At 37.9% G+C, this 19175-nt stretch carries 17 protein-coding genes and 1 other annotated feature; of the genes, 13 read left to right on the plus strand and 4 right to left on the minus strand.

The features are described 5' to 3' along the window. Positions 1 to 126 precede the first annotated feature (126 nt). The gene (locus B1NLA3E_RS10730; RefSeq protein ID WP_015593866.1) at positions 127 to 567 is read left to right on the plus strand and encodes a ferritin-like domain-containing protein; all 441 of its coding nucleotides are present in this window, start codon (positions 127 to 129) and stop codon (positions 565 to 567) included. A 149-nt stretch (positions 568 to 716) separates the two neighbouring features. Here the strand turns inward: B1NLA3E_RS10730 and B1NLA3E_RS10735 are convergent, their stop codons facing one another. Then, the gene (locus tag B1NLA3E_RS10735; protein ID WP_015593867.1) at positions 717 to 1814 is read right to left on the minus strand and encodes an AbrB family transcriptional regulator; all 1098 of its coding nucleotides are present in this window, start codon (positions 1812 to 1814) and stop codon (positions 717 to 719) included. Between the two features lie 327 nt (positions 1815 to 2141). Between B1NLA3E_RS10735 and nirB the strand changes: the two genes are divergently transcribed. The 6 genes from nirB (at position 2142) to B1NLA3E_RS10765 (ending at position 9306) form a co-directional block, all read left to right on the plus strand. Beyond that, positions 2142 to 4568: a nitrite reductase large subunit NirB gene (nirB, locus tag B1NLA3E_RS10740; protein WP_015593868.1), complete on the plus strand. Its 2427-nt coding sequence runs from the start codon at positions 2142 to 2144 to the stop codon at positions 4566 to 4568. 9 nt (positions 4569 to 4577) lie between these two features. Continuing rightward, entirely contained in the window at positions 4578 to 4910 is a 333-nt protein-coding gene (gene nirD, locus B1NLA3E_RS10745) for a nitrite reductase small subunit NirD (RefSeq protein WP_015593869.1), read from the plus strand. Positions 4911 to 5006: 96 nt separating this feature from the next. Beyond that, the gene (cobA, locus tag B1NLA3E_RS10750) at positions 5007 to 6467 is read left to right on the plus strand and encodes a uroporphyrinogen-III C-methyltransferase (protein ID WP_015593870.1); all 1461 of its coding nucleotides are present in this window, start codon (positions 5007 to 5009) and stop codon (positions 6465 to 6467) included. A gap of 54 nt (positions 6468 to 6521) precedes the next feature. After that, positions 6522 to 7148, plus strand: a complete 627-nt coding sequence (locus B1NLA3E_RS10755; RefSeq protein WP_015593871.1) for an NAD(P)-binding protein — start codon at positions 6522 to 6524, stop codon at positions 7146 to 7148. A 182-nt stretch (positions 7149 to 7330) separates the two neighbouring features. Further along, positions 7331 to 7750, plus strand: a complete 420-nt coding sequence (locus tag B1NLA3E_RS10760) for a hypothetical protein (RefSeq protein WP_015593872.1) — start codon at positions 7331 to 7333, stop codon at positions 7748 to 7750. Between the two features lie 194 nt (positions 7751 to 7944). Further along, positions 7945 to 9306, plus strand: coding sequence for an aspartate kinase (locus tag B1NLA3E_RS10765; RefSeq protein WP_015593873.1), 1362 nt, complete (start codon positions 7945 to 7947; stop codon positions 9304 to 9306). Positions 9307 to 9399: 93 nt separating this feature from the next. Here the strand turns inward: B1NLA3E_RS10765 and B1NLA3E_RS10770 are convergent, their stop codons facing one another. After that, entirely contained in the window at positions 9400 to 9927 is a 528-nt protein-coding gene (locus B1NLA3E_RS10770; protein ID WP_015593874.1) for a GNAT family N-acetyltransferase, read from the minus strand. Between the two features lie 158 nt (positions 9928 to 10085). Then, positions 10086 to 10300: a binding site (T-box leader), on the plus strand. 128 nt (positions 10301 to 10428) lie between these two features. On the opposite strand from B1NLA3E_RS10770, the gene proB reads away from it, so the two are divergent. Both proB and B1NLA3E_RS10780 read left to right on the plus strand, forming a co-directional pair. Then, positions 10429 to 11520: a glutamate 5-kinase gene (proB, locus tag B1NLA3E_RS10775; RefSeq protein ID WP_015593875.1), complete on the plus strand. Its 1092-nt coding sequence runs from the start codon at positions 10429 to 10431 to the stop codon at positions 11518 to 11520. A 15-nt stretch (positions 11521 to 11535) separates the two neighbouring features. Further along, positions 11536 to 12783, plus strand: coding sequence for a glutamate-5-semialdehyde dehydrogenase (locus tag B1NLA3E_RS10780; protein ID WP_015593876.1), 1248 nt, complete (start codon positions 11536 to 11538; stop codon positions 12781 to 12783). Between the two features lie 26 nt (positions 12784 to 12809). Here B1NLA3E_RS10780 and B1NLA3E_RS10785 read toward each other — a convergent pair whose 3' ends face one another. Beyond that, positions 12810 to 13205, minus strand: a complete 396-nt coding sequence (locus B1NLA3E_RS10785; RefSeq protein WP_051120210.1) for a DUF1284 domain-containing protein — start codon at positions 13203 to 13205, stop codon at positions 12810 to 12812. Positions 13206 to 13466: 261 nt separating this feature from the next. Between B1NLA3E_RS10785 and B1NLA3E_RS10790 the strand changes: the two genes are divergently transcribed. The 3 genes from B1NLA3E_RS10790 (at position 13467) to B1NLA3E_RS10800 (ending at position 17890) form a co-directional block, all read left to right on the plus strand. Next, positions 13467 to 15563 (plus strand): bifunctional 2',3'-cyclic-nucleotide 2'-phosphodiesterase/3'-nucleotidase, encoded by a 2097-nt coding sequence (locus B1NLA3E_RS10790; RefSeq protein ID WP_015593878.1) that lies wholly within the window; start codon positions 13467 to 13469, stop codon positions 15561 to 15563. A 216-nt stretch (positions 15564 to 15779) separates the two neighbouring features. After that, entirely contained in the window at positions 15780 to 16976 is a 1197-nt protein-coding gene (gene nagA / locus B1NLA3E_RS10795; protein WP_015593879.1) for an N-acetylglucosamine-6-phosphate deacetylase, read from the plus strand. Between the two features lie 191 nt (positions 16977 to 17167). Then, the gene (locus B1NLA3E_RS10800) at positions 17168 to 17890 is read left to right on the plus strand and encodes a GntR family transcriptional regulator (RefSeq protein WP_015593880.1); all 723 of its coding nucleotides are present in this window, start codon (positions 17168 to 17170) and stop codon (positions 17888 to 17890) included. A 31-nt stretch (positions 17891 to 17921) separates the two neighbouring features. On the opposite strand, the gene B1NLA3E_RS25295 is transcribed toward B1NLA3E_RS10800, so the two are convergent. Next, the gene (locus B1NLA3E_RS25295) at positions 17922 to 18092 is read right to left on the minus strand and encodes a hypothetical protein (RefSeq protein ID WP_187292172.1); all 171 of its coding nucleotides are present in this window, start codon (positions 18090 to 18092) and stop codon (positions 17922 to 17924) included. A gap of 275 nt (positions 18093 to 18367) precedes the next feature. Between B1NLA3E_RS25295 and B1NLA3E_RS10805 the strand changes: the two genes are divergently transcribed. Continuing rightward, positions 18368 to 19144, plus strand: a complete 777-nt coding sequence (locus B1NLA3E_RS10805; RefSeq protein WP_144061461.1) for an enoyl-CoA hydratase/isomerase family protein — start codon at positions 18368 to 18370, stop codon at positions 19142 to 19144. Positions 19145 to 19175: the final 31 nt, after the last annotated feature.

The following is a 19175-nucleotide window of genomic DNA, read 5'->3' on the forward strand; positions in this document are numbered from 1 at the left end:
AACACTTGCCATAAAAAAGATGTCGTGTAGGAACGCAAAATGGTTTCAGGAAGCTAAAAGACACAGAACTGGGATTTACCTCATAAAATAATGGTGATGTAAGAAGGGGAGGGGAAACGATTGAGTATGGATGGTTATTCATATATGAATGCAATAGATTATCGGCAAACGCAAAAGTTGGTTAATGATGTTGCGAAAGCAATCAATGGAGAATACTCGGCGATATTATGCTATGAAAGAATTGCCCACATGGCTCGTAATGAAAAAACCAGAAATCAAATTTTAGAAATTCGCAAAGATGAAATTCGTCATTATCATGAATTTATTGGTATCTATACGAGACTAACGGGGCAGAAACCAGATGTTCACCATACAGAAGGATGTCCTTCAACCTATCGGGAGGCCTTGGAGTTTGCCCTTAACGACGAGCAAGAAACGGTGGATTTTTATATGGACATTGCCAGAGGAACAAAGGAGCACAACATAAAAGAAGTGTTCCGAAATGCAGCAGCAGATGAACAAAATCACGCGGTCTGGTTCTTATATTTTTTGACCATGAATAAATAAAGGTTCTTTGTCATTTCCTTGTGAAAAAAACACATAGAAACACCTTTTGGTGCCCCAATGTGGCCCGCCCCGCGGAAAGCGAAGCGCCTGGAACGGAAATCAACATTCTCTTTTAACAGAGTCTTAATGTAAAGAATGCCGAGGCGATTCTAAATCCTGCTCTTAAGCCGTTTGTGAAATACCCATCTTAACATGGGTGGAATGGCAAAATAGATAAATAAGAGCCGGAACATTTGAAATCCAGAAACAAATGAGAGGTTCGCCTTTACTTCATGAGCAATGATCCCCATTTGATCCATTCCCCCTGGTGCTAAACTTAAAAAGCCAGTAGTCATAGAAATATCATATATATGCAGAAGGACATTGCTTAAAACAAGACCACTGCTGACCAGAACTAACCCACTCATTAACGCAAGCCAAAGCAAACGTCCTTTTTGTTTTAATTTTTCAGGCTTCATCATTAATCCAATATAAACACTAATCATTATCTGTGATATATCAATGAGTGAAGCGGGCAGTGCCTGCCCATGAAATCCGGTTAGATTTAGTCCGATCGTAGCTATAATTGGACCGAGTAAAAATGGAGTTGGTGACTTTATTTTTTTTCCAATCAACGCAAACAGGATTGAAACCAAGCTATATATATAAATTTCTGGAAAGAAATGATCCAAGTTCACTGTCCCGTGCTGTACAATGGCGGCAGAAGAACCAAAGGTGTCCCCTCCAAATAAAGGACTATATACTAATAAAGGAATAAAGAAAATAATTACTAATAATCGGATCACTTGTAGAAAAGTTACGGTTGTTACATCAATGCCATCCGTTTCCTCAGCAAAAATAACCATCTGTGATAATCCCCCAGGAACACTACCAGTCAAAATGGTGGGGTAGTCTATCCCTGACAAGCGGGAAACGAAATAGGCCATTAAAGCACAAACCAATAACATCAAAAAAGTGAATATAAACATCATGGGCAACTGATAAACAATTTGCACTAGGGCATTTTTTGTAAAAGATAGACCGATGGAATACCCAAAGATGAGAAGACCTGTATCTCGAATATAAACTGGCCAGTAAAGTGGGATTTTTACCAGTTTTGGGATCATAAAAACGGCGGTCATTGGTCCCAGCAGCCATGGGACAGGCATATGGATAACAGAAAAAATAGTTCCCCCAATTAATGCGATCAATAATGTAAAACTGAACTGGATGTATTTTGATTCATGTTGGATCATCATTTTTTTCATTTTTAAGCTCCTGTTTTTATGAATATCATCACTGTAACATAAAAAATGTAAGCCTGAATTTGATCACTGTCAAATTTTTAAATATAGCTTGAAGTAGATGATAAAAAATGTTTAACAGCCCCTGTTTATTTGAAAATGAGGTTGTCCTGATTTTTGTCACCTTTGTGAACTAATACACAATCATATATTCAAAAGTGACGAACTTCACAATTATTTTTTCTATTCGAGATTACAATGTGGTCATAAGGTAAACGCACCGAAAAAGAATCCTTGATATGTAGAAATGTATATAACGGTTTTATAAATTAAGCATCGGGGGAACACATCATGAATAAGAAAAAACTAGTAATGATTGGCAATGGAATGGCGGGTGTACGGACAATTGAAGAGATCCTAAAGCTGGCTCCAGACTATTTTGAAATGACGGTTTTTGGAAATGAACCGCACCCTAACTATAATCGAATTCAGTTATCAACTGTCCTACAAGGTGATACAAGCTTTCCAGAAATCATTCTAAATTCTTGGGAATGGTATGAAAATAATCATATACAATTGTTTACGGGAGAAGCAATTACCAGCATTGATACCGGGAAAAAACAGGTTATTTCAGATAAAGGTAGAGTAACAGAATACGATGAATTAATTATTGCCACAGGATCAAGTTCATTTATTTTGCCAGTCCCAGGTGCTGATAAAGAAGGCGTTACGGGTTTTCGTGATATTCAAGATTGTGAAACAATGATCAAAGTATCTAAACAATATAAAAAAGCGGTTGTTATTGGGGGAGGCCTACTGGGGTTAGAGGCAGCTCGTGGCTTATTAAATCTTGGCATGAAAGTAGATGTGGTCCATTTAATGCCAGATTTGATGGAAAGACAGCTTGATCCAACTGCATCTTCCATGCTGAAAAGAGAACTTGAATCGCAAGGAATGAATTTTTTACTTGAAAAACAAACGACAGAAATTTTTGGAGAAGAACGAGTGGAAGGGCTTCGTTTTAGTGATGGCACTGAAATACAAGCAGATCTTGTTGTAATGGCAGTAGGAATAAAACCGAATACTGTTGTTGCAAAGGTAAGTGGAATTTCAGTAAACCGAGGAATTGTCGTGGACGACTATATGGTGACCAGTGATCCTTCTATATATGCAGTTGGAGAATGTGCGGAGCACCGTGGAACGGTATACGGTTTAGTGGCGCCTTTATACGAACAAGGTAAAGTTTTAGCAGCTCATATTCGTGGCATTGAAACAAAACCGTATGAGGGATCGGTTACTGGAACCCAATTGAAAGTGTCTAATGTCGATCTTTATTCTGCTGGTGAAATATTAGACTCCCCACACACAAAAGCGATTAAAATTCATAATGAATATGATGGAGTGTATAAAAAGGTTCTGATTAAAGACAATCAAATTGTCGGTATCGTTTTGTATGGAGATACAAAGGACAGTACCCGCTTGTATAAAATGCTGAGTACTCAAGAAGATATTAGTGGGATGACAAGTATTTCGTTGTTGCACACAGGTTGTGGTGGCGGACCCGAAGTGAGCGATGCTGCTTCGATGACCGCTGATGACTTGGTTTGCGGCTGTAATGGTGTTACAAAAGGGACGATTGTCGATGCGATTACATCATTGGGCTTAACCACGGTTGAGGAAGTTGGAAGCTGTACCAATGCAGGCCGTTCCTGCGGTCGCTGTAAATCACTCATTTCTGATCTATTAGTTCATACACTTGGTGATGAGTATGATGCAACTGCTAAGAAAACTGGTATCTGTTCATGTACAAGCTTAAGCCGAGATGAAGTAGTAGCAGAAATAAAAGAAAAAGGCTTAACGAATATTAAGGAAGTCATGTACGTTCTTGGCTGGAAACAAGAAGAGGGCTGTTCAAAATGCCGTCCAGCATTAAACTATTACCTCGGGATGATTTATCAAGATCAATATAAAGATGATCGTGATTCTCGACTAGTGAATGAAAAAATGCATGCCAATATTCAAAAAGATGGTACTTATACCGTTGTGCCAAGAATGTATGGTGGAGTAACATCTGCACAGGATTTGAAAAAAATTGGTGAAGTTGTTGAAAAATATGAAGTACCACTAGTGAAATTAACAGGTGGACAGCGAATTGGGCTATTCGGTGTTAAAAAAGAAGATCTTCCTGCAATGTGGGAAGAACTAGGGATGCCGTCTGGATACGCCTATGGAAAAACACTTCGTACTGTAAAAACCTGCGTGGGTGCGCAGTTCTGCCGCTATGGTACTCAGGATTCAATGAGCCTAGGAATTGAGCTAGAAAAGAAATTTGAGCGACTTGATACACCGCATAAAGTTAAAATGGGCGTGTCTGCTTGCCCAAGAAATTGTGCCGAAGCTGGTATTAAAGACATTGGTTTTGTAGGTGTAGATGGCGGCTGGGAAATTTATATTGGCGGAAACGGTGGAACAGATCTTCGTGCAGCGGACCTATTAGGCAAAGTGAAAACCCAAACAGACGTGATGGCAATGACGGGAGCGTATCTTCAGTATTACCGTGAAACTGCCAACTACTTAGAGCGGACGGCACCTTGGCTAGAACGAGTTGGTCTGGATCATGTAAAAGAAGTATTGGCGAATGAAGAAACTAGAAAAGCATTGAATGAGCGAATGGATAAAACGTTAACAAAATATATTGAACCGTGGCAAGAGGTAATTGAAAGCAAAGAAATTCAAGCCAAATATTATCAAATGCGAAATGTTCCAGTGATAAACTAAGGGAGGTTGATGAAAATGGAAAAAATAAATGTAGCAGTATACTCGGAGCTTCCTGAAAGAGCTGGGCAAATCGTAAACATTAATGGTGAAGAAATTGTCTTATTCCGGTTAACAAGCGGTGCAGTTAAAGCAGTAGAGAATCGCAGTCCTCATCCTAAGGGTGGAACCCTTTCTGATGGGCTTGTTAGTGGTGAATATGTGTATTGCCCTGTTTATGATTGGAAAATTTCCTTAATAAATGGACAGGTTCAACTTCCAGATAAAGGTCATGTAAAAACCTATCTTGTTGAGGTTGAAGGGGATTTTGTTGTCATCAATCTAAATGAAGCGAAAAACAATTAGGTGTGATAATATAGATATAATTTTGAAGTATGGGGGACATCAATTGCTGTTCCCCTTCTTTTATACATATTGTTGAATGGGAAGGGTGTACACACAATGAGGATTGGAAAAGTGTTTTTAGTAGGGGCTGGCCCTGGTGATATTGGATTAATGACCCTAAAAGGGCTGGAAGCGATTAAGCATGCCGAGGTTATTTTATACGATCGACTTGCAAATCCAAAACTACTTGAGTTTACTCCAGCTCATTGTGAGTTCATTTACTGCGGGAAATTACCAGACCGACACACTCTTCGTCAGGAAAAAATAAATGAATTACTTGTTTCAAAAGCTTTGGAAGGAAAGACAGTTGTGCGATTAAAGGGCGGTGACCCGGGCGTATTTGGTCGGGTTGGTGAGGAAGCAGATGCACTTTCCAAGAACGGTATTATTTTTGAAATTATTCCGGGTATTTCTTCTGGAATGGCTGCTCCACTTTATGCAGGTATTCCGGTAACTCATCGGGAATTCGGCGAAACTTTTGCCGTCGTAACAGCACACGATAAATCAAAAGAAGGAAAACCAAGTTTAGATTGGCAGGGGTTGGCCAGCGGAATCGACACGATTGCTTTCTATATGGGAATCGCCAATCTCTCCTATATTTGCAAAAACCTAATCCAATTTGGTAAACCAGCAACGACTCCAGTTATTCTCATTCAATGGGGGACGTTTGGTCGCCAAAAAACGCTGGAAGGGACCTTGGAGACGATTGCAGAGAAGGCAGATGAGGTGAAATTCACCAATCCAGCCATCACCCTTGTTGGCAACATCATTTCGCTTCGAGATAAAATGAATTGGTTTGAAAAAAAACCTTTGTTTGGCCGCCAAATCCTTTTGGCACGGACAGGAGTTACTCAAAGTGAAATGGCCAAGGAATTAGCAGATCAGGGAGCAGACGTTTATGAATTTCCAAAATGGAAAAAAACCACCGTCCCCCTAAATATAAAGGTATTAACGAACCTCAATCAATATGAGCAGATTCTGTTTACCTCCCCAGAGAGTGTAACGGACTTTTTTGAAGTATTGGTTGAACAAGGAATTGATATTAGGAGTATAAGTGGGGCACTATACGGCGTGTCAATAAAATCGGTAAAAACGCTTAATAAATATGGTTTCTTGGCACAATTAGAAAGTGATCTAAAAAGAATTGAAAAGCTGCTTGTTGTCGGGGATAATCGTTATATAAGCAAATACGAAAATAGTGATATTTATATAACAAGCAAGCTGGAGATTGATGAAAAATTTTCCCAAGTGTTGAAGCTGATGTTCGCTGAGGCTAGCCTGGATACAATCATTTTTCCTAGTAGTCTTTCCGTGGAAAAACTCCTTCAGGAGATGGAGAAAACTCAGATCCTACCGAGATCAATTTTTGAGACAGCTGAAATTATTTGTATGGGGGAAAAAACCTCACAAATGGCTGAAGCATATGGTTTAACGGAATACAAAATGCCCCAACAACCATCAAAGCTTTCTTTAATGGAATGTTTAATGAAAAATAGTCAGGATAGAAGCTGTTTGTGACATCTATGCGAAAATGGAAAATGATAGAACAGTATAAGAAACGGATGTGGTTATATGGTTGCACACTATCCTATAAGTCTGAATTTAGCAGGCAAGAATGTGATCGTCATCGGTGGCGGCAAAATTGCTGAACGCAAAATAAGGTCATTATTGGAAAAAGGGGCCCATATTGTGGTGATTAGTCCTGACTTGACAGCAGGTTTGAAAAAAATGGCTGAGGACAAAATAGTTTTTTGGAAAAACAAGCAATTTTCTCCAAGTGATGTAGAATCAGCTTTTCTTATTATTGCTGCGACTAACGATAAGCAAATCAATCTCGCTGTTAAAAGATCTGCAGGAGAACACCAGCTTGTTTCTTTAGTAGATGATCCGGGAAACTCAGATTTTCAATTCCCATCAGTTTTGAGGAGAGGGAAACTATCAATTGCCATTTCTACAGAAGGTGCAAGTCCAATTTTAGCAAAAGAAATCCGCAAACAATTGGAGCAGCAATTTGATGATCAATATGTTGACTATCTAGAATTTCTTTCAGAATCTCGAAAAACGATTTTGGAGACGGTTCAAGATCCTACTAAAAAGAAAGAGCTTCTTAAAGCAATTGTCAGTCCAAGTTATTTGGGAAGCACCAATCGTCAAAAGGAATTTCAATTCCTTTTAATTCAAGTACAAGGTGAAGATTAGCATCCTTGCAACTACACATATATTAATTTGGTGAAGAATAGCACAAGATTTCCGAAAAATGTTAAAATTAATATAGTTTCATGGGGGGCATTTTCCTAACCTCTCTTTTACAACGCTTTCATTCATTGTGACGACCAAAGATTTTCTTACATAAATAGAAAAGATATTGGGGGAAGACTAGGATGAGCGAAGAAATTAAAAACGTACTGCGTGAAGTCTTAAAGGAAGAATTTGCTGAATTTCGAAGAACCACAATGGAGCTTCAAAACGATCTTGCTGAGTTAAGGGTTGAGGCCTCGGACCGTATGGAAAAGCTGGAGCATATCTTAGGTAATCTCGATCAGCGAATTGGAACCATGGAAAAAAAAGATGAAAAAATGGCTGATTGTTTGGAAAAAATCGAACATGATTATGAACGAAAGGACAAGAAAATTAGTAGTATCATTGTTCAGTATCAGCATTTAGAATCATTTATTGGAACCGAAATAAAACGATTAACAGCCATTCACGATAAGCAAAAAACTATTGATCTACTTGCGGCACGGTCGATTCAGCATGAAGCTGATATTAATGAACTAAACCGAGTCGTAAAAAATCATTAATTTAATCATATTAAAGGGTAGATATAGCTGGTGAAGCTAAGTCTATCCTTTTTTAACTTTGGAGAACAAAGTTAAGTCCGTGTCAAAAAAACATTTGTGCTTTCCTGGAAGAAAAGCCTTGATTCTTTTTTCATAAAGGGTGATAATAATAACTAAATTTGGCACTTAGAAATTTGAGAGCAGGGGTTGTTAGAATGAAGGTTGTAAAATTCGGAGGTTCATCACTAGCATCAGGTGAACAAGTTGAAAAAGTTTTTCAGATTGTCTTAAATGATTCAGAGCGTAAAATAGTTGTCGTTTCAGCTCCTGGTAAACGGTTTGCTGATGATATAAAGGTTACAGATTTATTAATTGCTTGTGCCGAACGTTATTTGGAATGTGGAGATGCACAAGAATTAGTTGATAGCATTATAGAAAGATATTCTACCATTGCCAATGAACTAGGACTTTCTACCGATATCATTAAAAAAATCAAAGGGGACCTATTAGAATTGCTAAATGGTGACAAGAGTTCACCTGAGCGGTATCTTGATGCGGTTAAGGCAAGTGGGGAAGACAATAACGCAAAATTAGTCGCTGCTTATTTCCAACATCGAGGTGTGGAAGCCTCATATGTTAATCCGAAAGAAGCAGGGCTCCTTGTAAGTAATGAACCCGGAAATGCTCAAGTTCTTCCAGAATCCTATGACCGGTTATATTCTCTTCGTGAGCGGTCAGGAATCGTTATTTTTCCAGGGTTCTTTGGATATAACGAATTTGGTGAAGTATTAACTTTTTCACGAAGCGGATCAGATATTACCGGATCCATTCTTGCCAATGCTATTAAAGCTGATTTATATGAGAATTTTACCGATGTTGATGCCGTTTATTCGGTGAATCCAAGTATTGTCCAAAACCCGAAGGAAATCCGGGAGTTAACCTATCGTGAAATGCGCGAGCTTTCCTATGCTGGCTTCTCTGTTTTCCATGATGAGGCTCTCATCCCTGCGTTTCGGGCAGGAATTCCCGTTAATGTGAAAAATACAAATAATCCGTCTGCACCAGGAACTAGAATTGTAAATGCGAGGAGTCTCACTAGTGGTCCAGTTGTTGGAATTGCTAGTGATGGTGGCTTCTGCAGTATTTATGTCAGCAAATATTTAATGAACCGTGAAATTGGTTTCGGACGAAAGTTGCTGCAAATTTTAGAGGACTTTGGTTTCTCCTATGAGCACATACCATCAGGAATTGATGATATTTCAATTATTTTAAGTCAAGGACAAATGAGTCCTGAAAATGAAACAGCTATTGTCAATCGAATTAAGAATGAGTTACATGCAGATGAGGTATCAGTTGTACATGATTTGGCGCTAATTATGGTCGTTGGTGAAGGAATGCGCCATAACGTAGGAACAACCTCACGCGCTGCAAAGGCGTTGGCGAACGCTCACGTAAATATTGAAATGATTAACCAAGGTTCTTCTGAAGTCAGTATGATGTTTGGCGTTAAGGAAGAATTGGAGAAAAGAGCAGTCCAAGCGTTGTATCATGAGTTCTTTGCAAGTGTGTTAGTGTAATTTAGAGGAATGAATAATATTAAAGCCCTGTTCATCAAGCTGGTAAGAGGATGAATAGGGCTTATTTATCATGACTAAAGGAATCAAGACAACTCAAGGCTTAACTAATCCCAATACATAGGTATCCAGTGATTCACCATTTTGATAAATATAATCTCGCAAAATCCCTTCTTCCTCAAATCCCAGCTTCTTCAGAAGATGAATAGAGGCTTCATTCTCTGATAAAACAATCGCACCAATCCGGTTAAGTTTCAAATTTTCAAACCCGTAAGAAACTATTTTCATAACAGCTTCTGTTGCATATCCTCGATTCCAAAAATAAGAATGAATTTCATACCCAATTTCTGCACGTCGATGAATGGGTGACCACAAATTAAATCCGATTGTTCCAATAAGCCCTTTTTGGTCTTTCCGTTCAATTCCCCATCGCATGCCTCGACGGTCTTGATAGCTTTTGGAAAAGGTCCCAATTAGGTTACCTGACTCCTGTAATGTAGTAAAGGTTTTAACTCCATAATATTGCGTGACCTCTTTCAGCGAAAAAATTCGAAAAATATCAACCGTATCCTTCATTGTAATTTCCCTTAGAATTAGTCTATCCGTTGTAAGTGTTGGTATCATGGCACACCTCCGCAGCTTTCTTGTTTAAGAGTTCGATATAATCAACCCTAAAACCTTTTTTGTTAGATATTGTGAACGAATGTTGAAAAAAGAAAACTAGATAAATCATCTGAACATTCTTGACTTTTTGGATGAAAATCTGCATAATAAATTAAAATCAAAGAACGTTGAAGAAGGATTAGTATGCATCTACTTTATGTGACAGAGAGCGGTGTCTATAAGCTGGAAGGCCCGCCACGTTAAAGCTGCAGAACCTGCCTTCTGAGTCCTATGTCAAACATAGGCGCAATCTTGCGTTATCAGTCAAAGTGGGATGTTGTATACATCCAATCAAGGTGGTACCACGGAAGTTAAAGTGCTTTTCGTCCTTATTTTATAGGATGAATAGGGCTTTTTTTATTTACAAAAAGCATTCTTTTTAAAATATCAATAGGTTCTCGTTCAGTGCTTCGCGACTGGAGCTAATCAAACTAGGATTTTGTCTAACATGGAGGAACAGGTATGGAAAAAAAGCGGGTTGTAGTCAAAATTGGGAGTAGTTCTTTAACAAATTCAAAAGGTGAAATTGATTATGAAAAATTCATTGATCATATTCAGGCAATTGCCGCAATGCGTGAAGCGGGCCATGAAATTGTTTTAGTTTCATCTGGTGCAGTGGCAGCTGGTTTTGCACGACTTGGCTATCCTTCCAGACCAGTAACTTTAAAAGGGAAACAGGCTGCTGCTGCTGTTGGCCAAAGCTTGCTCATCCAGTCCTATATGGAACAGTTAGGCAAATATAATATTATCCCTGCTCAAATTTTAATAACTCGGAATGACTTTTCTAAAAAGGATCGCTACCGAAATGCTTATTCGACGATTACAGAGTTATTAGAAAGAGGAATTCTGCCAATAATCAATGAAAATGATACAGTTTCGGTTGAAGAGTTGACCTTTGGTGATAATGACATGCTTTCGGCATTGGTAAGTGGGTTAGTTCATGCCGAGCAAGTGATTATTCTAACCGACATAAATGGACTCTACAATGCCAACCCTCGAAAAAATCCTGATGCTAAAAGATTTAATTATCTCGAGGAAGTGACGGACGACATGCTTTCTGTCGCTGATAGTACAGGTTCAAATGTTGGAACTGGGGGGATGCTTTCAAAGCTAATTGCAGCTAAAACTGCTCTTTCCTTAGGTGTTCGCATTTTTATCGGGAATGGGAAAGGGAGAAACAAATTACTGGAAATTTTGGAGGGGGAAGGTGACGGAACCTATATTGGTGCTCGTGACCTGACTGCTGTTACAAATAACAAGCAATGGATTGCACTTCATTCCGAGGTATCTGGCCAAATTTTTGTGGATAAAGGTGCAGAGGATGCTCTGCTGTTACAGGGTGGGAGCCTATTGCCTGCCGGGATATACGATGTTAACGGTTCATTTGAAAAAGGTGAAGTAGTAGAAGTGTTTGGTACGACTGGGCTGCTGGGTAAGGGGGAGGTTCTATACTCTTCTGAACAATTAATGAAGATTATGGGAAAAAGAACAGACGAATTGACTAGTGTGGTAAAGATGGCTGTTATTCACAGAGATAAATGGGTTCAAGCATAAAAGGGAGGGAATAATATGACTGAGATTCAAAGAAAAGGAAAAGCTGCCAAAGCAGCAAGTTTTGCGTTAATTGGAGTTACCACAGAGCAAAAGAATGATGCATTAGAAAAAATCGCCCAGCAATTATTAGTTGATAAGGATTATCTAATCTCCGAAAATGGAAAAGACTTGGAGCAAGGGGAAAAGGCTGGTTTTAATGAATCTGTCCTTGACCGTATTCTATTGAACGAAAAGCGCATTTCTGATATGGCAGAGGCTATTCGACTATTAATCAAGTTAAATGACCCAATTGGAGAAACACTAGAATCAATCGAAAAAGAAAACGGGTTACTGATTAAGAAACGGCGAGTTCCAATCGGGGTTATTGGGATGATTTATGAAGCAAGACCAAATGTCACAATTGATGCAGCGACCTTGTCTTTAAAAACAGGAAATGCCGTAATTCTTCGAGGAAGTTCATCGGCTCGTTATTCCAATCAAGCCCTTGTTAATTCAATTCATCGAGCATTGGAAAGGACTGATCTCCCAATCGATGCAGTCCAGTTGATTGAAGATACAAGTAGGGAAACTGCTAAGGAATTGTTCCATTTAAATGAGTATTTAGATGTCTTGATTCCAAGAGGTGGAAAAAACCTAATTGATACCGTCGTTCGAGAATCATCTGTTCCAGTATTAGAAACAGGAGCTGGAAATTGTCATATTTTTATAGACGAAACTGCTGATCCGGAAATGGCTGAACAAATTGCCATTAATGGAAAAACACAGCGTCCATCAGTCTGCAATGCAATTGAAACAATATTGATCCAGGAAAACTGGTTTCAAAAACATGGTGAAAAGCTGCTGAAAACACTGCAAAATCATTCGGTAGAAATTTTTGGAGATGAAGAAGTTTGCCAGACCATTTCCTCAGCCAAACTTGCGACAGAAGAGGATTGGTGTACAGAATATTTAGCTCTTAAAATAAGTGTAAAGGTCGTCAAAGATGTTGAGGAAGCGATTAATCATATTAATCGATACGGAACGAGCCATTCAGAAGCAATTATCACTGAAAACGAGGCACATGCAGCATTGTTTTTAACAAAGGTAGATGCTGCTGCAGTTTATCATAATGCTTCGACTCGTTTTACAGATGGCTTTGAATTTGGGTACGGAGCCGAAATCGGAATTAGTACACAAAAACTTCATGCTCGAGGGCCAATGGGGTTGCCAGCCTTAACCTCAAGTAAGTATTATATTTATGGTAATGGACAAATTCGTAAATAAAAAGACAAAAAAGCCAGTCTTTCTAATTAAAGAAAGGCTGGTTTTTTTTCTAAATGCTGATATTTTTCTTTCATTTCCTTGATGCCTTCTTTACAAACACCATATTGAAGCCAGGAACAACCTTTACAAAGGTAGTCTAAATCATCAGGTTCAACTTTTGTGGCCACAAGTGATATAAGCTCCGATTTTTGATAATTTTTCCCTTCCATTAAGTTAAGATGATTAATAACCTTTTTGTCCATTGATAATACATGTTTTTGTGAACCCTCATTAGCCTCACATATTCGTTCGCCTTGATGGGGACATGCTATACAAGCGTTGTCAAAGCCTGCCAGAACCTTGACCGAAAAATCAAGCTCATCATTTCTGATATCGTTTACGATTTCTGTCATATTAGTGACGAATTCATCGCTATATCCCATTCCTCGAAAGCCCTGAACACAAAGTAGATGATGCCCTCGTAAAAACAAACTCCGCCACCTCCATTATTCATATTTTTTATTTTTATGTAAACCTATATATATTTTAGGTTAACACAATTACGTGGAATAGAAAACAGAATTATCGAGGATTTTGATAACAAAATTGGAAAGAATAAAAAGGAATTTATCCTTCAAGAATGCAAATTTGTTTTTCACCATTAATGAACTGATACCTTTAAATGCTGAAGGAGAGATCTTTTTATGAAAAAGAGAGACAAACATCATCATGTATTAAAACTCCTATTTACTTCGTTTTCTATAGGTTTAGTTTTGGGAACCACCTTTTCCTCCAACATATTAGCAAAAGAAGTAGAAACCGATAAGGAAAGCAATTACACTAAAAAAGATCTCGAATCTGCCACTCCATTATTGAAGCTTCGAATTATGGAAACAACTGATGTTCATGCTAATCTGATGAGCTATGATTATTATCAAAATGCTCCCTATCTAAAAGTTGGTTTAGCAAAGACGGCTACCCTAGTGAAGAATGCTCGAAATGAAGTAAAAAACAGTGTTCTTGTTGATAATGGTGACTTAATTCAAGGAACACCACTCGGAATGTATAAAGCAAAGATTAATCCTTTAAAACCTGGGGAAGTCCATCCAATATTTAAAGCGATGAATATAATGAAATATGATGTGGCGACATTAGGGAATCACGAGTTTAACTATGGTTTAGAATATCTCGAGGAAGCTTATAATGATGCAAATTTTCCTTATATAAATGCCAATGTCTATTTAGATGACCATGATAAAAACCAAAATAATGACAAGAATAAGTTCCAGCCCTATAAGATTATCAAGAAAAAAGTTATAGATGAGAAAGGCAAGAAACACATTTTGAAGATGGGCTATATCGGCTTTGTCCCACCACAAACAAATGATTGGGATAAAGCCAATCTTCAAGGAAAAGTTATCGTGAAAGATATAGTAACAACGGCAAAAAAATTCATCCCAGAGATCCAAAAAAAGGGTGCCGATCTAATCGTTGCCTTGGCACACACCGGCTTTAGTGGTAATAAAGATGATACTGAGAATGTTGTTTATGCTTTAAGTGAAGTTACTGGAATTGATGCTATCACCTTCGCCCATACTCATAAGTTGTTTCCAGAAAAATCAGGAAAAACTCTTGGCGAAATGTTTCTGGGCCCGGATAAAACTCCCTGGCCTGGAGTCAATTATGAAATAGGAACGATTAACGGAGTTCCAGTGGTTCAAGGTGGTTTTGGTGGGGGATCATTAGGAATCATTGACCTAGACCTAAACAAAGTGAAAGGAAAATGGAGGGTAGTTGGATCAAAGTCATTTACTCGCCAAATTTGGAAAGATGTTACAGATCCAACTACTGGAATCATGAAGGCAGAAAGTGTCGTAACACCCGATAAAGCGATTGTAAATGCAGTAATTGGGGAGCACAATGAGGTGATAAATTATGTGGATACTTCCATTGGCAGAACAACTAAAGATATCCATAGCTATTTTGCATTGGTTCAGGATGACCCTTCTATTCAAATTGTGACAAATGCTCAAAAATGGCAGATCAAAAAATATATTGATAAAGAAAAACCAGAACTTAAAAATATGCCTATATTATCTGTTTGTGCTCCATTTAAAGCTGGTCGAAATGGCGTAGAGGATTATACCGAAATTAAAAAAGGGGATTTAACCATCCGCAGTGCTGCCAACTTATATTTATATGATAATACCTTAAAAGCAATTAAGGTGAAGGGTAAGGTTGTAAAGGAATGGCTAGAAATGTCGGCCGGAAAATTTAATCAGATTGACCCTTTAAAAACCGAACCTCAATTTTTACATAATCCAAAATTCCCTTCCTTTAATTTTGATGTAATCGATGGTGTTCAGTACCAAATTGATGTAACCAAACCTGCTAAATATGATTCTAACGGGAATGTAATTAATTCCAATTCAAGTCGGATAAGTAAGTTTATCTACAATGGTAAGCCAGTTGATTTGAACCAAGAGTTTATTATCGTAACAAACAATTATCGTGCCGGAGGAGGCGGTAATTTTCCCGGGGTAAAGGGGAGTGAACTAGTGGTTGATTCGGCTGATGAAAACTGGCAAGTGCTCATGAACTATATCAAGGAAGTAAACGAAATAACTCCAACCACAGATAACAATTGGTCGATTGCACCCATTAATAAAACCGTAAACGTGATATTTATTTCTTCGCCCCGCGGGTCATTGTACATAAATCCAAGCAGTAAAATCGCTTATTCCAATCAAACTGATGATCAAGGCTTTGGAATATACAAACTAGATCTTAACCAAAAATGAAAAAAGTGATGTCGCAGTGATGGATAGGGTCATCACTGCCTGTTTAATGTTATAGATGTCTATACCACAATAAACGTAAATATTAACATCTCACAAACGAGAAAATTTTAACACTAAGATAACAGCTTATAATCAACGTTTTTTCTCCATCTGGTATAGACAACTATATTAATCTAGTAATATCATAAAATTAACGAAAAGAAGGAGACTAAAGTCATGGATAAAGTAAATATGATTTTGCTCAGAAACATCAAAATTTATGCAGAAAATGCGACTTATAATTCAGGATATATAAAGATCAAAAACGGAAAAATAATTGAGATAGGCGAAAATAGTAAGTTAACAGAAGAAGAAAATTATAAGGAAATTCCACTTCCGGGAAATTATTCTGTCATTCCTGGAATGATCGATATTCACATACATGGTGCAGATGGGGCAGACTCGATGGATGGAACATGTGGTGCACTTGATACCATTTCAGCTGCCCTTACAAAGGAAGGGACCACTAGTTTTCTGGCAACAACAATGACACAAGATAAGTCTTTAATCGAAGAAGCAATCCAAAATGCCGGGGACTACATTACACATTTCCAAAAAGAAGGACATGCAGAAGTTTTGGGAATTCATCTTGAAGGTCCTTTTATAAATAAAGACATGGCTGGAGCTCAACCCATACATCACATCATAGAACCGGATGTTTCATTATTTAAACGATGGCAGGATCATTCCCAGCAAACAATTAAACTAGTTACCATGGCTCCAGAGGCAAAGGGCGGCATGGAATTGATTCGTTATTTAAATGAAAATGGTGTAGTCGTATCCATTGGTCACTCGAATGCAAACTATGAGGAAATAGATCAGGCAATAGAAGCCGGTGCAAAACAAGTCACTCATTTATTTAATCAAATGAGGGGGTTGCATCACCGTGAACCTGGTATAGTGGGAGCTACATTTCTACGAGATGAACTAAGAGCTGAAATAATCGTTGATGGAATCCATATTCGGCCAGAAATAGTGAAGCTTGCTTTCCAACAGGTCACAGACCAACGTCTCATTTTAATAACCGACGCAATGCGTGCAAAAAGTATGAAAAACGGGGTTTATGATCTTGGTGGCCAAGAAGTGACAGTAGCAGATGGAAAGGCTACCTTAAAGCGTGGAACTTTAGCAGGAAGTGTCTTAAAAATGGGGAATGCCTTCAAAAATATTCTGGCATTTACAGGTTGTACAATAGAGAGCGCAATCAAAATGGTCTCTGAAAATCCAGCTAAGGAATTGGGTTTATTTGAAAGATTGGGTAGCATTTCAACTGGTAAGGACGCAGACATGGTAATTTTGGACGGAAATTTGGATGTATTTATGACGATTTGTAAAGGGAAAATTGCTTTTAAAAAAGGAGAGATCAACATATGAAAATTATCGGATTTTAGATTATCAGCTTCTTGTTTCAGGTGATACAAAAAGTGAAGCATTAGTCAGCTGATTAATGAGGCATAAGTGAAACTTTTCCCGCATCTGCCTTAAAAATGTATCGTGTGTTACTATTATTGCAAATGGAATGAACTATCAAAGATTAGGGTAGTTATTTGAGAGGAGAACAGTTCATGATCGATAAAAATTCCCCGGTTCCAATATATTTTCAAATAGAAGAAATAATTAAAAGCACAGTTGAAACGGGGAAACTAAAATACGGGGATATTATTCCATCAGAACGTGAATATGCGGAGGAATTTAAAGTCAGTCGAATGACAGTTAGACAGGCAATTTCCAATCTAGTAAATAAGGGTCTTCTAAGCCGTATTAGAGGAAAAGGAACCTTTGTTGCAGAACGGAAAATAGAACAAGCCTTACAAGGTTTAACGAGTTTTACCGAGGATATGAAGGCAAGAGGCATGGAGCCGAGTAGCAAGTTAATTAGTTTTTCTATTATCCCGTCAGACCAACAGATTTCTAGCTTATTGGGGATTGGAGAGCATGGAGCGGTTTATGAGATTAAGCGAATTCGCTTTGCTGATGAAATGCCAATGGCGATTGAATCGACCTATGTTTCTGCAAACCTTGTTAAGGGATTAACCGAAGAGATTGCAGAGAAATCATTGTATCAATTCATTGAAAAAACAGCAAAGTTAAGAATAGCAAGTGCCTCGCAAGTGATTGAATCATCCATTGCTGACAAAAAAGAAGCAAAATATTTGATGATTAAAACAGGGTCACCTGTCTTGCTTATTCAACGTCATACCTTTCTAGAGGATGGAACTCCGTTTGAAGTTGTTAAGTCCACTTATCGAGGTGACCGTTATAAATTAATGATGAATATGAAAAGATAAACAATCCATTTTTGTTTGGGGAATTTCTTGTTTAATCAATATTTTGATGAACGATGGCGATTTCGTCCTGAAGATATTGTAATCGTTGCATAGACTGCAGGGTTAATCTCGTTCCTATAGATAGATGTAGACCGTTTTTCAAGAAAAGGGTACTTATGTAATTGTGATCACTTTCCATCATTAATAGTCGAATGGATGCCAAAAGCACCTTTGGACTATTTTTTTTTAGTTCTTCCTAAGGTGAATATATATATACATGTTCAGTTACGAAAGAACAGTAATGAACGTATAGACGGTGGAAATATTTGACATAAAATTGTAAAAAATACAATGAAAATTCAAAAGGAAATAGAAATCATTCATGGAAATTAATCTATATCAAATATTCTTAACCTAGATTTACTCGATGGAGCTAAAACACCTCAGAGGACCTTGGCCTTAAAATCTATTTTAAAAAAATGGAAGGGAGAGAATGGAATGTCAGTACCAGTTATTTACAGAGTGGAAAACCAAATTGGACATATCATCATGAACCGCCCTAATAAACTAAATGCTCTTTCCGAAGGTCTCGTCGCAGGGGTGATTGATGCTTTAAGAGTTGCAGAGGACGATCCTGAGGTAAAGGTGATCATTCTTTCTGGAGAAGGTAGTTCATTTTGTGCAGGTGGAGATATTGAATTAATGAAGGAACTAGAAGGTGCCAGCGAAATATCTAAATATATTGAAATGATTTCATCACTAACAAAAACGATTGTCGATCTTGATAAATATGTAGTGACAGCTGTTCGTGGTTATGCTGCAGGAGCTGGTTTCAGTATCGCCCTTGCTTCAGATTTTGTTGTTGCAGAAAGATCTTCAAAATTTTCTTTAAGCTTTGCTAAGTTAGGGTTAATACCTGATTTAGGACTTACAAAACATTTAGTAGATCATGTTCCTTTGGCCATTGCAAAAGAGTGGATTTCATCTGGAAAAATCATAACTGCTGAAGAAGCGTTTTCAAACGGGATGATTAATCGAATTGCAGATCATAACGTTCTTCAGGAAGCTGTTGATTTTTCAAAATTCATAATTAATGGAGCACCACTTTGCAATAAATATGTTAAACACTTATTAAACCGAGCTGGTTCAAGTAATTTTGATGTAGCACTTATGAATGAAAATATGGTCCAAACTGTATTGCTCCAAACTAAAGATTACCAAGAAGGGGTACGAGCTCTTTTAGAAAAACGTCCACCAATGTTTATAGGGAATTAATCGATAAAATGAAAAACCAAGGAGGCGTTAA

The organism is Bacillus sp. 1NLA3E (genome assembly GCF_000242895.2).
Taxonomy (GTDB): domain Bacteria; phylum Bacillota; class Bacilli; order Bacillales; family Cytobacillaceae; genus Bacillus_BU.

Excerpts from the sequence above, each read along its gene's own strand:
- B1NLA3E_RS10735 (WP_015593867.1), bottom strand. The coding sequence starts at position 1,814 with ATGAAAAAAATGATGATCCAACATGAATCAAAATACATCCAGTTCAGT.
- nirB (WP_015593868.1), top strand. The coding sequence starts at position 2,142 with ATGAATAAGAAAAAACTAGTAATGATTGGCAATGGAATGGCGGGTGTA.
- B1NLA3E_RS10785 (WP_051120210.1), bottom strand. The coding sequence starts at position 13,205 with ATGGGATATAGCGATGAATTCGTCACTAATATGACAGAAATCGTAAAC.
- B1NLA3E_RS10760 (WP_015593872.1), top strand. The coding sequence starts at position 7,331 with ATGAGCGAAGAAATTAAAAACGTACTGCGTGAAGTCTTAAAGGAAGAA.
- B1NLA3E_RS10770 (WP_015593874.1), bottom strand. The coding sequence starts at position 9,927 with ATGATACCAACACTTACAACGGATAGACTAATTCTAAGGGAAATTACA.
- nagA (WP_015593879.1), top strand. The coding sequence starts at position 15,780 with ATGGATAAAGTAAATATGATTTTGCTCAGAAACATCAAAATTTATGCA.
- nirD (WP_015593869.1), top strand. The coding sequence starts at position 4,578 with ATGAAAATGGAAAAAATAAATGTAGCAGTATACTCGGAGCTTCCTGAA.
- B1NLA3E_RS10790 (WP_015593878.1), top strand. The coding sequence starts at position 13,467 with ATGAAAAAGAGAGACAAACATCATCATGTATTAAAACTCCTATTTACT.
- B1NLA3E_RS10805 (WP_144061461.1), top strand. The coding sequence starts at position 18,368 with ATGTCAGTACCAGTTATTTACAGAGTGGAAAACCAAATTGGACATATC.
- B1NLA3E_RS10800 (WP_015593880.1), top strand. The coding sequence starts at position 17,168 with ATGATCGATAAAAATTCCCCGGTTCCAATATATTTTCAAATAGAAGAA.
- proB (WP_015593875.1), top strand. The coding sequence starts at position 10,429 with ATGGAAAAAAAGCGGGTTGTAGTCAAAATTGGGAGTAGTTCTTTAACA.
- B1NLA3E_RS10765 (WP_015593873.1), top strand. The coding sequence starts at position 7,945 with ATGAAGGTTGTAAAATTCGGAGGTTCATCACTAGCATCAGGTGAACAA.
- B1NLA3E_RS10730 (WP_015593866.1), top strand. The coding sequence starts at position 127 with ATGGATGGTTATTCATATATGAATGCAATAGATTATCGGCAAACGCAA.
- B1NLA3E_RS10780 (WP_015593876.1), top strand. The coding sequence starts at position 11,536 with ATGACTGAGATTCAAAGAAAAGGAAAAGCTGCCAAAGCAGCAAGTTTT.
- B1NLA3E_RS10755 (WP_015593871.1), top strand. The coding sequence starts at position 6,522 with ATGGTTGCACACTATCCTATAAGTCTGAATTTAGCAGGCAAGAATGTG.
- cobA (WP_015593870.1), top strand. The coding sequence starts at position 5,007 with ATGAGGATTGGAAAAGTGTTTTTAGTAGGGGCTGGCCCTGGTGATATT.